Consider the following 11,828-nt stretch of genomic DNA (forward strand, 5'->3'; position numbering starts at 1 on the left):
ACCTTAGACAGCTCTGTTGTAAAGAATTAATAATTGGGGTTATTCTGGTCACATGCTACCAGGGTAACCCTAGTTTTTTAAGTATTTTGATAGGATTAAAGTCTAATTCTTGACCAATGCACGGAGAAGGGCATTAAATTTTTATTAACAGTAAAATAAAGGACCTCCTTTTAAGGTTTTCTTGATGTGAAAATTACACACTAAGCATTTTTGGCAAGGCTTTTGTAAACTAGTTTATAAGCTGATCCTCAAATTTGTCACAGAAGGAGCTATATTTGCTCCGATTTATTAGAAAATGAATTCAAACTCATGAAGAACGTACTACGTTTAGCAGCTCTCGTACTGGTATTGACAACGTTTAATAACGACCTTAGTGCTCAGGGCAACTGCTTCCTTGACTCTGATGGTAAATATTATAACTTAGACGGAACACCTTGTACCAACACGGTAGCCACAGCGGTGCCATTCCTGCGAATAGTTGGTGATGCTCGTTCGGGCGCAATGGGAGATGTTGGAATTGGCCTTTCTGCTGATCCAAATGCAATGCATTTCAATGCCTCTAAGTTGGTCTTGGCCGAGGAAGATTTAGCTGTTTCGGCTACTTATACGCCTTGGTTGCGGTCATTAGGGCTCAACGATGTTTATTTAGCCTATTTGACAGGCTATAAAAAATTAGATGACCTCCAGGCACTTGGCTTTGGATTGCGTTATTTCTCTTTAGGTAGCATTCAATTTACGGATGTGAATGGTGAACCACTAGTCACTGGCCGCCCTAATGAGTTTGAGGTAGCCCTGGCTTATTCTCGTAAGTTATCGGATAATTTCACAGCAGGTTTGACGGGTAAGTTCATTTACTCAAATTTAGCTGCTGGCCAGCAACTGGATGGTGGAGACGTTATTGAGGCAGGTATCGCAGGTGCGGCAGACGTATCTTTCACTTACCAAACAGAATTAAAATCCAGTTCACTGGAAGATAGCGAACTGACGATTGGCCTTGCTTTGACCAATATTGGTTCTAAGATTACCTATACACGTAATATCGATCGCGATTTCCTTCCTGCTAACTTTGGATTAGGAGCAGCTTGGGTAATGGCTTTTGATGAATTCAATACCTTGACGATTGCGGCAGACGTGAATAAACTGATGGTTCCTACACCTTGTCAGGGCCCTGATTGTGCCACGGATACCCGCTTGGAGCAATCTCCTGTGAGCGCTATGTTCAGCAGCTTTGGCGATGCACCAGAAGGTTTCAGTGAAGAACTGAGAGAATTTGTCTATAGCATTGGTTTGGAATACTGGTATGATCAGCAATTTGCTGTCCGGGCAGGCTATTTCAATGAGCATATCCAGAAAGGAGGACGTAAGTATCTGACCCTCGGTATGGGCTTGAAATACAATATTTTCGGTTTGAACTTCAGTTACCTGGTACCTACCACCAATCAGCGCAACCCATTGGATAACACCTTGCGCTTTAGCTTGTTGTTTGACTTTGGTGCTTTTGAGCCTGGAAGTTAAAGTGAGATTTGCCTTCTAGTGTTCTTAAAAGGAAGCTTCGTATTAAACAAAAAGGATTCTTGCCTAGCGGCAAGAATCCTTTTTGTAATTTAAAAACCGGTGTACGATCATAAGCCGGATTCTGTGCAGTGCACGTGGCACTGCCCCGTCATTTATCTACCCGAATCATCACTGATCCGATCTATCTGCCTACCCCCCAGCCAGCAAGCGAGTAGCTTGTAGCCTTCTCCGAAGATCAGACAGGCTGGTGTACATGGCATTTCAATCCGCAAGGTTTGTCACCATCCGATATTACTACCAAACGGCGTGCGCTCTTACTTTAAGGGCCTAGGCCCCGCACGTTTTCACCCTTACCGGCTCCTGAGAGCAGGCGGTATATTTTCTGTGACACTTTCTGTAGACCAGAGATTCCTCTCTGACCTCCCACCTCTTAAGTGGTGCGGTACTCTGTATTGTCCGGACTTTCCTCTTTTCGCGCGAAGCGAACAGCGACGGGGTCACGTACAACCGGAGCGCAAAGGTAAGGGGAATTACTTATTTCTGCGCAGAAATTTTTATAGTGCTATAACAGGATTGAATTGCTCAAATGTAGCTAAAGAAAGCAATTGGTGCTGTGAGGCGTGACGGGCGGCATCTTCATAGGAGTTGACCAAGAGGGTAGGGGTGCCTGGGATCGAAGAAAGTATCTCTTGTACGCGTTCAGCCCTTTGTTGACTGCGAACATCCCTTATATAGATCGCTTTGATTCTGCCTGGGTAAGCAAGAGCAACAGCGTGGTAGATATCCGTATCTTTTTCGCCGCTGTCACCTATCAATACGAAAGGAAGTTGTGGGTAGAGTTCAAGGATACGAATGATTTGTTCGTGTTTGTGCCCACGATAATTGGCAGGTTTTTTTTCGTAAGGCAAACCGAAATCGCGCAGCATGATTGGGCCGCGAGGAAGTTGGTTAAGGTCAAGAAATTCTTCTAATAAATCGTAGAGGTTCCAAGGGCTATTGGAGACATAGAAAAATGGATTGTACTCTTCTCCTTTGGCACCCCGCCGTAATGCTTGGTAGAAGGCCGCAACCCGGGAAAAGGCTTGACGGGAGAAGGCGTTTTTTAAGATAGTCAGGTAAATCATCCGCCACTTTAGCCAACTGGTGACGTAAGTTTTTAGGACGGTATCGTCGATATCACTAATGATACCAAAAGATGCGGCAGAGCCAGGAATCAGTATTTCTGCTTTTTGTTCCTGATGAATTTGCTTTCCAGGAATACTAAGTAGCTCAACAGTGGCCTTTTGCCAAAAGGGAGGATTTACAGGTGGGGGAGGTAGCGTGTCTTTTAAATGGGTGTCGAGGGTATAGTAGCCCTCTGCATCAGTATGTAAGATAAACGATTGCCCACCAAAACGAACGCAAACTTTTGCGCCACCTATTTCACGGGAGTTGAACCTTTTGACGGTATTACTGAAGTTTCTCCAAGTGGTGTCCGTTTTATTTTTTCGGATAAATTTATCTCGTAAAACACGCCCACTTACGAAAAGATAGTTGCGATTGCCGAACCCACGGTAGGAATGAACAGTAATTGGCTGACGGCTTCCCAATCCCAGCCATGATCTTAACCTTCCGAAATTGCGGCTTAGGAATTTGGACCAGCGATGTAATCGGGAAGAAGCCATATGGAACAAAGGTGTCGGGCCATGCTATGCTTCGAAAATAGAGTCAACAAAAGCCCTTTTATTGAAAATTTGCAGATGGTGAATTCCTTCACCTACACCGATATATTTAATAGGTACCTTGAATTGGTCAGAAATGCCAATAGCGACGCCTCCTTTTGCTGTTCCGTCGAGTTTCGTAAGTGCTAATGCAGAAACCTCTGTTGCTTTGGTGAAATGGGTGGCCTGCTCAATGGCGTTTTGTCCCGTGGTAGCATCCAGTACTAACAATACTTCGTGAGGGGCACCATCTAGCTTTTTGGTAATACTATTACGAATTTTACTAAGCTCTTTCATCAGATTGAACTTGGTATGTAATCGTCCGGCCGTATCAATGATAGCGACATCACATTTGTTCTCGATGGCGTAGTTGACGGTCTCAAAGGCTACGGCAGCGGGGTCTGTATTCATGCCTTTGCTGTAAAAATCACATCCAACACGTTCTGACCATATTTTGAGTTGGTCAACAGCTGCCGCGCGGAAAGTATCACCAGCGCCCATTACGACTTTAAGACCTTGGGATTGATATTGGTGAGCAAGCTTGCCGATAGTAGTGGTTTTACCTACACCATTGACCCCTACAACCATAATAATGGTGGGGCGATGCTCACTAGGAAGGGTGTAACCATCCAGGTCAGTGGTATTGTTTTCAGCTAAGAGTTGAACGATTTCATCACGGAGTATTTCATTCAGCTCACTGGTGTTGAGGTATTTGTCACGAGCAACGCGTGCTTCAATACGTTCAATGATTTTAACCGTTGTATCAAGGCCAACGTCGGAGGAAATGAGAATACTCTCCAGTTCATCAAGCACCTCTTCATCTACTGTCGTTTTCCCGGCAATGGCTTTACCCAATTTNCCCAGAAAGTTAGATTTGGTTTTCTCTAAACCTTTATCGAGATCCTCTTTTTTCTCTTTATTAAAGAACTTGGAAAAAAAACTCATAGTCAAAATTTATTTTTGCCTGATTACATTGGCCAAGATAGTAAACAGTAGCAACCTCGTGTAGGTTGTGTGCTCCAAGATCGGGAAAGAATTCCTGATGGTGAATACATATCCACAAAAGACAAAAAGGCTTTCCCTGGGCAAACGCCGAGAAAAGCCTTTTAGGATGGAACCACTAAAGAAAGCGACTATTTCTTTGCAAGAAATTCGTCTACTTTGTCTTTGTGTACCATTACTTGCTTGTAAGTGTACTTACCCGTTTCAGGGTTTTTAATACTCTGTACAATCTTAACGAAGTCACGACCAGAACCGGCGTTAGCGGCACGCTGGGCAACCCGTGCGTTTTTCGATACTTTAGCCATTGTTGCTTATTTTTCGAAATGAATAATTTGATACAGCACAAAAATGAAAGGAGTCTTCGATTGAATAACCTCAAAGAAGGCTCGGTTTGCTTTTTGCGCAATACTTAATCGTAATAATACGGAAAATCATACACAAGATCAAAGACCTTATTTGATTTCGCGGTGTATTGTCATACGCTTAAGTACTGGGTTGTACTTCTTCAACTCTAGGCGATCAGGGGTATTCTTACGGTTCTTCTGCGTTACGTAACGAGAAGTACCTGGCATACCACTGGTCTTATGTTCGGTGCATTCCAGAATAATCTGAATGCGATTACCTTTACTTTTCTTTGCCATGATGGGATAGCTTAATAAATGAGCAAATTACAATCTAATGCCTGTATCAACACCTTTGCGCTCCAACTTCTTCAAGTAAGCGAGCAAACCTAATTTGTTGATATTGCGCATCGCAGAAGTAGATACCGTTAAGGTAACCCAGCGGTCGAGTTCCTGAATATAGAAGCGCTTCTTCTGAATATTAGGAACAAAGCGACGCTTCGTTTTGCGGTTCGAGTGGGATACGTTGTTTCCCGAAATTGGGCGCTTTCCAGTCAGTTGACAAACCTTAGACATACGTCATCCGTATTTTTTCCAATTAGGGAATGAATCCCATCGGAATGTAAAAAAAATATTCCCGAGCAAAAAGCCCGGGAATAATTTGGAAGTGACTCCGGAAGGATTCGAACCTTCGACCGCTTGATTCGTAGTCAAGTACTCTATCCAGCTGAGCTACGGAGCCATTGTTTTTCGCTTCATCTCCCGAAGCGGCTGCAAAGATAAGTAGATTTGTAAATAGAAAAAATATTTGGCGGAAAAAGTTCCAACAAAAATGATTTTTCTTGTTTTTCTACTGCTATTCAGGCCATTGCCTCTTTGCAAATCATCATTTCGGCGCGAAAATAAGTATTGATTATAATATTCAATAAAAATACCACCACTAATGGTGAAAATAACACCGTCTTTTTTCACAACCAGGTTTTACCTTTATATTATCCTTCTCTGACAATTTTTGTGGTCAAGCTAAAGCAAAAAACGTAAGTGACTGATAAGGAACGTGATTTTTGTTTTTGATTGACTCTAAACACAAAAAATGTCAGAGAATCTATATTATAAGGTGTCTGCGCGCCCCAAAAGTATTCTTGATAAAGAACAACTAGTGGAATGGGGAGGTTTGAAGCATCTTACCCCAAAATCCTGATGCTAGCCATTAGGAGCCCTTTAAGCGCTACAAAATATCAACTATCAACCATTAAAACCATCGAACTATCAAACGAATAACCACCATTATCTTCGACCTTGGCGGAGTGCTCATCGACTGGAATCCGCGCTACCTTTATCGTAAACTCCTTGACAGCGAAGCAGAAATTGAGCACTTTTTAACGCATATCGCAACTTCTGATTGGAATGAAGCCCAAGACGCTGGTCGGTCTCTCGAAGAGGGCACTACGGTATTAGTAGATGCTCACCCGGAACATGAACAATTGATTCGCGCCTTTTATGGTCGCTGGCCGGAGATGCTGGGTGGATCTATTGTCGGAACGGTAGATATCTTGACTCAGTTGAAAGAAGAAGGGAAATATGATCTCTTTGCGCTCACCAATTGGTCAAGTGAAACCTGGCCGATAGCACTCAAGGAATATGATTTCCTATCCTGGTTTCAGGGGGTGCTGGTGTCTGGGGAGGAAAAGATGCGCAAGCCTGCCTCCGCATTTTATCAATTGTTGGAAGAGCGCTTTCCCTTGAAGCTATCTACCTCCTTATTTATTGATGATAATTTGCGCAATGTGGAAGCAGCCAGGGCACTGGGATTGCGGAGTATTCACTTTCAATCGCCGGAGCAGCTGCGTGGGGAATTGATTAAGCTTGAGATTGAGGTATAGAATCAAAATAATATCATGAAGAAATTTTTCTTGTTAAGCACTTTGTTTATTACTCTTTTGGGGGCAAATGCCTATGGACAGCAGTGGGGGCCTGGCGTCACTTCTCCCGAAATTCATGAAGATAACTCAGTGACTTTTTGGCTGCTAGCTCCCGATGCTGATTCTGTTTTTGTAACAGGTGATTTTTTGCCTACCGTCAAGGTCTCAAGTCCAATGGGTGAGGTGGATGGACCAGGAAAAGTACCCCTTCAGCAAGATGAATATGGGAGGTGGTCTTACCGGACAGGTCCCTTATCAGCTGAATTGTATAGTTACGCTTTTATTGTGAATGGACTGACCATCATAGATCCGGCGAATTCATTTGTCAATAGAGACATAGCTACTCTTTCCAGCATCTTTGTAATAAGTGGGGGAGAAGCTGATTTGTACGCAATTAATGATGTGCCACACGGTACGGTAAGTCGCCAGTGGTATGAGTCACCTGGTTTAAATATTGATCGCCGGATGACGGTCTATACACCGCCAGGTTATGAATCTTCGGGCGAGCAATATCCGGTGCTCTACCTTTTACATGGTGCTGGAGGAGACGAGGAAGCATGGATGGCCCTGGGGCGTGCCGCTCAAATCATGGACAATCTCTTGGCCCAAGGGAAAATCAAGCCCATGATAGTCGTGATGCCCAATGGGAACGTTATTCAGGACGCTGCACCGGGGGAGGGCAATAAGGGCTTTTATAAACCCCAATTTATGGTTCCGAAAACAATGGATGGAACCTACGAAATGAATTTCATGGATATCGTTCGTTTTGTGGAAAACAACTATCGTGTATTTACGGATAAAGCCAATCGTGCGGTTGCTGGCTTGTCGATGGGTGGGTTTCATGCCTTGCACCTATCGAGATACTACCCCAATACCTTTGATTACGTCGGGTTGTTCTCCGCAGCTATCTTGAATGGTAATGACCCTGCCGGTAAAGTATATGCTGATATAGATGAGACGCTGACAGCCCAAATGGAGAATGGCTATAAGCTGTATTGGATGGGGATTGGTAAAACAGACTTTCTTTACAAGGTCAATCAGGATTTTCGGGAAAAATTGGATGAAATAGGCATGGAGTATGTTTATGTAGAAACAGAGGGTGGCCATATTTGGCGAAATTGGCGCGTTTATCTTTCTCAGTTTGCACCGCTACTGTTTCAGTAATACTTCGGAGGAATATTTTTTTGAAAAAAACAGTATTGGTTAGTAACGTACTCTCCAGAGCTGGTATAAACAAGCGAATTACACCTAAAACTTAGTTGTCCCTTACACTACTTTTAATCCCAATTACTCAATAATAGCACTATCTACACTTCTTATAATCAAGTGTTTGTTTGACAAAAATAGTAGCGGCCATCCCATGTATTTGGAATGGCCGCTTTTTTTTCAAGTCGGGATTAAACGGTGTAAAGGTGTAAGCGTTGGAAAAGTGTAAGTGTTTAGGTGATGAGCATAGAAAATTGACCTCAAACCGCAACTTCTCACCGAAAGTCAGAAGTATTTGATGCCGCTAGCGACCTCCCCCAACTTTTACACCATCTAACCATCAACCATCTAACCCTTTTAAACCCAGTGCACCAAATTCAAACCCTGGCGATTGGCCAAGAGCGGGTGGTGAGGATAGATACGGAAACCAAATTCGTAAACACCAGCGAGCTTAGGATCAATAGCAACGGAGTAGGTCGCCTGACCATGTCCTTTGTCTTTCAATTCCAGCTGGGCTACGCGCACCAGGTCCAGGTCATTTTCGTTTATACGCTTGAAGAAAACAAGCTCTACGCCTACATATTCAGCGGCCAAACTTCCCAAGCCTACCGTGATCGTAGCTTCCATCTTTTGCCCAATAGGTAGCGGATGGTTAGAAGCATCAAAGGTGTCTACACTTACCGTATGTACCTTTGCCCAATGCTGGCGAACGTGCTCTTTCCAGGCTGCCAATTCTTTGGCTGGACGGAAATCATCTTCCCGAACAGTATCAATGGCTTTGAAGAGTTTGTTATAAAAACGCTCGTAGTAGTGGTGCAACATTCGCTGCATCGTAAAGAACGGCGCTACTTCAGAGATGATATTCTTTACATAACTCACCCACCGAGGAGAGATACCCTCTTCGTTGAAGTCGAAATAAGTAGGAATGATTTCCGTTTCCAGGATGTTGTAGATGTTTTCAGCATCCAGTTCATTCTGTAGGCTCTGGTCTTCGTAGGTGCGCTCTAGCGAGAGTGCCCAGCCCGAATCAGGGCGGTAGCCTTCTGCCCACCAACCATCAAGTACACTGAAGTTGACAACACCGTTCATTGCAGCTTTCATACCGCTGGTGCCCGAAGCCTCCAAGGGGCGGGTAGGGGTATTCAGCCAGATGTCAACGCCTTGAACAAGCAGCTTGGCCATCTCCATGTTGTAGTCTTCCAGGAAGATAACTTTACCTACAAACTCATCACGCTTACTGATATCGATAATGTGGCGGATCAAATCCTGCCCACCGCCATCAGCAGGGTGAGCCTTACCGGCAAAAAGGAAAATAACTGGTCGGTCTTGGCTGTTCACTAGCTCACGCAAACGCTCTACATTCGAGAACATAAGATGCGCTCGCTTGTAGGTCGCAAAACGACGAGCAAAACCTAGTACCAATGCATCCTCCCGGATATTGTTGATCACCTGGAAGATAGCCCGAGGAGATTGTCCACGGCGGGTCAAGTCCGACTTGATTTTATCTTTTACGTAGTCCAAAAGACGTGACTTCAATCCACGGCGAATCGCCATGATATCGGTGTCAGGCACTTTGTGGATCTTACGCCAGTGATCGTGATTGTACTGATCGCGCAGGAATTTGTCACCGAAAGTCTTCGTGTATACCTGGTTCCATTCATTGGCGATCCAGGTAGGGTAGTGGACAGAGTTGGTGACGTAACCAATGTGAAGTTCATCAGAGGTGTAACCAGGGAAGAGTTTGGTAAACATCTTCTGGGAAACCGTACCGTGTAATTTACTCACCCCGTTTACTTCCTGAGAAAGACGGATGGCCAGATGGCTCATGTTGAAATCTTCCGCAGCATCTGGATTAACACGGCCCAACGCCATAAAGTCGCGCCATGAAATACCAAGATCGTTGGTAAAATGGTGCAGGTACTGTTGGATCATGTGCTCCGGGAAGTGATCGTGCCCGGCAGGTACAGGAGTGTGCGTCGTAAACAAGGAAGAAGCTCGTACAACCTCTGCCGCCTGAGGATAACTTAGGTTATTGTTATTGATCAAGTGCTTCAAGCGCTCCAAGCTGAGGAAAGAAGCGTGGCCTTCATTCAGGTGGTAGATGTCTGGCTGTAGGCCCAGCGCTTGGACCGCGCGGATACCGCCAATACCCAAAAGAATCTCCTGTTTGAGACGGTGTTCATTATCACCACCATACAATTGGTGTGTCAAAGAACGGTCTTCCCAGCTGTTTTCTTCCAGATCAGTGTCAAGAAGATAAAGGTCAATACGCCCTACTTTAAGAAGCCACAATTTGGCTTGTACAGCACGACCTTTCAAGTCAACAGTAATACGAATCCAATCTCCATTGTCATTGCGCACGGGCGAAACAGGGAGTTTGGTGAATTCCTGCGGAGGGAAATTGTGAATCTGGTCACCATTTAACGACAAAGCTTGCTTGAAGTAGCCATAACGGTACAGCAAGCCCACCGCAAATAAGTTAGCGTTGTCGTCACTGGCTTCTTTAAGGTAATCACCAGCCAGTACGCCCAATCCACCAGAATATAGGCGCAAACTGATGTGCAAACCATACTCCATGCTAAAGTAAGCTACCTGCGACTGCCCCTTTTGCTTAGGTGTATTCAGGTAAGCTTTGAATTTCTTCTCTACCTTTTTTAGGCGAGCAAGAAATGCTTTGTCTTCAGCCAGTGCTTGCGATTGTTCCAGACTCAGCTGGTCCAATAATGCAACGGGGTTATAGTTCAAGGCTTTTAGAGCCTCGCTGTCAATACTATGAAAAAGCTCGATGGCATCCTCGTTCCAGGACCACCAGAGGTTATTTGAAAGTTCACGCAATGGTTCTAATACTGCGGGAAGTTGGGACTCAATAAAAATGCGTTTAAGCTTAAATTGAGCATCATTTAGTTGACCGATCATAAATGCTGTTTTTGAACATTCGGGCAAAGGTAAGCATCCCTGAGCATTCCCCGATAGTTAAATGTTGTATTTTTTACACTAAGTGGCATCCCCCCGGCCTAGCGGCGGGGCCGGGCTATCCGTTTTTACCTGCGGTATCACTACTATCCCTGGCTGTGCTCGCTCCACTGCGCCGGGCTTCGCTCCTTCGTCGCTACGCATAAAACGGTACGAAGTGCAGAGCGTGTAAGGTACGGTTTTAGTACGAGGTGGTATTTGTGCGGAGTGCGAGGTGCGGTGGTGCGATACGAGAAGTAAACAACGTTTACACCCTTACACTTTGCTAACCCTTACACCTTGCTTCAGTGCAACGTCTTCACGGTATCCACGATACAATCTGCTGCACCACCTTCTTGGGTTGTTTCGCCCAATTGAAATGATTGTATGGATTTGCATTTTGAGGGTTGTCACTCAATTCCAGATGACGACGTTCAGCCGTTGGCGCAAATTTCCCGACCAGGTTGTCCATCGCTTTTCGAGGGGCCATCTCATCACTCCGGATGGAAATCGCAAGGCTAGGGGTTTCCATTTTCGCCAATGCAGCTTCATAATCAAAAGGGCTACCCGCCAAGCGGTATTTGCCGTAAAGGCCATTGTAGCACCAGTCGTGCATCACTTTGCGGGCCTCGCGGCCACCGAACCCAATCACTTTGCCAGGGAAATGACCAACGACCTTGCTCAACGGATGAAACAGCTTGGCCGCCAGCCAGACCCGCCACGCGCCTTTCTCTTCCCAGCCTTCATAATATACCGAGCAAGAAGCAATAAGGATCAACCCTTGTATCAATCCTGGGTAACGGGCTGTACATAAGCTAGCAATTTGCCCTCCTAGGCTATGGCCTACGATGTAGACGGGCATCACAGAAAACCAGTTTTCTGTATAATCTAGTAATTCACTTAGGTCTTCAACCAACTCTTCGTATCCAAAGTCGATGGTTCTTCCAGCCCTTAAATTAGATTGTCCGTGCCCTCTCCAATCAATGGTAACCACATGAAACGCTTGTTCGGATAGTGCCTGTGCAAAGTCACGGTAATACGAGGCACGCACACCCATGGCTGGCAAGCAGATGATTATTGCCTTTGCAGCGCTAGGGGCTGTAAAAACACTTGCTTCATTACTGCTGCCATCCCGGTAATAAATGGACCTGGTTTCCATAAGGAAGAACAATTTAGTGTGAAAACACAAA

11 protein-coding genes, 1 tRNA gene and 1 other RNA gene are annotated in these 11,828 nt (G+C 44.9%); 3 read left to right on the forward strand and 10 right to left on the reverse strand.

Annotation, left to right across the window (positions count from 1 at the left end):
* Positions 1 to 309: 309 nt before the first annotated feature.
* On the forward strand, positions 310 to 1,515 hold the full coding sequence (porV, locus tag A3EU_RS0123660; RefSeq protein WP_020538679.1) for a type IX secretion system outer membrane channel protein PorV: 1,206 nt from the start codon (positions 310 to 312) through the stop codon (positions 1,513 to 1,515).
* Between the two features lie 94 nt (positions 1,516 to 1,609).
* Here the strand turns inward: porV and rnpB are convergent.
* The 8 genes from rnpB to A3EU_RS33510 all read right to left on the reverse strand — a co-directional run bounded on the left by rnpB (position 1,610) and on the right by A3EU_RS33510 (position 5,530).
* An RNA gene (rnpB, locus tag A3EU_RS33505) (RNase P RNA component class A) lies at positions 1,610 to 2,023 on the reverse strand.
* A gap of 46 nt (positions 2,024 to 2,069) precedes the next feature.
* A complete protein-coding gene (locus tag A3EU_RS31630; protein ID WP_044086504.1) occupies positions 2,070 to 3,179 on the reverse strand; it encodes an App1 family protein phosphatidate phosphatase in 1,110 nt (369 codons plus the stop codon).
* 24 nt (positions 3,180 to 3,203) lie between these two features.
* On the reverse strand, positions 3,204 to 4,160 hold the full coding sequence (gene ftsY, locus A3EU_RS0123670; protein WP_020538681.1) for a signal recognition particle-docking protein FtsY: 957 nt from the start codon (positions 4,158 to 4,160) through the stop codon (positions 3,204 to 3,206).
* Positions 4,161 to 4,348: 188 nt separating this feature from the next.
* Positions 4,349 to 4,522, reverse strand: coding sequence for a DUF4295 family protein (locus A3EU_RS33715; protein ID WP_020538682.1), 174 nt, complete (start codon positions 4,520 to 4,522; stop codon positions 4,349 to 4,351).
* A gap of 147 nt (positions 4,523 to 4,669) precedes the next feature.
* Positions 4,670 to 4,858, reverse strand: a complete 189-nt coding sequence (rpmG, locus tag A3EU_RS0123680; RefSeq protein WP_020538683.1) for a 50S ribosomal protein L33 — start codon at positions 4,856 to 4,858, stop codon at positions 4,670 to 4,672.
* A gap of 27 nt (positions 4,859 to 4,885) precedes the next feature.
* On the reverse strand, positions 4,886 to 5,134 hold the full coding sequence (gene rpmB / locus A3EU_RS0123685) for a 50S ribosomal protein L28 (protein ID WP_020538684.1): 249 nt from the start codon (positions 5,132 to 5,134) through the stop codon (positions 4,886 to 4,888).
* Positions 5,135 to 5,226: 92 nt separating this feature from the next.
* Positions 5,227 to 5,300: transfer RNA gene (locus tag A3EU_RS0123690), tRNA-Arg, on the reverse strand.
* On the reverse strand, positions 5,291 to 5,530 hold the full coding sequence (locus A3EU_RS33510) for a hypothetical protein (RefSeq protein ID WP_026211552.1): 240 nt from the start codon (positions 5,528 to 5,530) through the stop codon (positions 5,291 to 5,293). Before A3EU_RS33510 ends, A3EU_RS0123690 begins: the two co-directional genes overlap by 10 nt.
* A gap of 296 nt (positions 5,531 to 5,826) precedes the next feature.
* Between A3EU_RS33510 and A3EU_RS0123700 the strand changes: the two genes are divergently transcribed.
* Together A3EU_RS0123700 and A3EU_RS0123705 are read left to right on the forward strand one after the other, a co-directional pair.
* Positions 5,827 to 6,441, forward strand: coding sequence for an HAD family hydrolase (locus tag A3EU_RS0123700; protein WP_026211553.1), 615 nt, complete (start codon positions 5,827 to 5,829; stop codon positions 6,439 to 6,441).
* A gap of 15 nt (positions 6,442 to 6,456) precedes the next feature.
* Positions 6,457 to 7,644 (forward strand): esterase, encoded by a 1,188-nt coding sequence (locus A3EU_RS0123705; RefSeq protein ID WP_020538686.1) that lies wholly within the window; start codon positions 6,457 to 6,459, stop codon positions 7,642 to 7,644.
* Between the two features lie 399 nt (positions 7,645 to 8,043).
* Here the strand turns inward: A3EU_RS0123705 and glgP are convergent, their stop codons facing one another.
* Together glgP and A3EU_RS31635 are read right to left on the reverse strand one after the other, a co-directional pair.
* Positions 8,044 to 10,602 carry an alpha-glucan family phosphorylase gene (gene glgP, locus A3EU_RS0123710; protein WP_020538687.1) on the reverse strand — a complete coding sequence of 853 codons (2,559 nt, stop codon included), beginning with the start codon at positions 10,600 to 10,602 and terminating at the stop codon, positions 8,044 to 8,046.
* A gap of 355 nt (positions 10,603 to 10,957) precedes the next feature.
* Positions 10,958 to 11,797, reverse strand: coding sequence for an alpha/beta hydrolase family protein (locus A3EU_RS31635; protein WP_020538689.1), 840 nt, complete (start codon positions 11,795 to 11,797; stop codon positions 10,958 to 10,960).
* Positions 11,798 to 11,828 lie beyond the last annotated feature (31 nt).

Origin of the sequence: Lewinella cohaerens DSM 23179 (assembly GCF_000379805.1) — a bacterium.
Lineage (GTDB): Bacteria > Bacteroidota > Bacteroidia > Chitinophagales > Saprospiraceae > Lewinella > Lewinella cohaerens.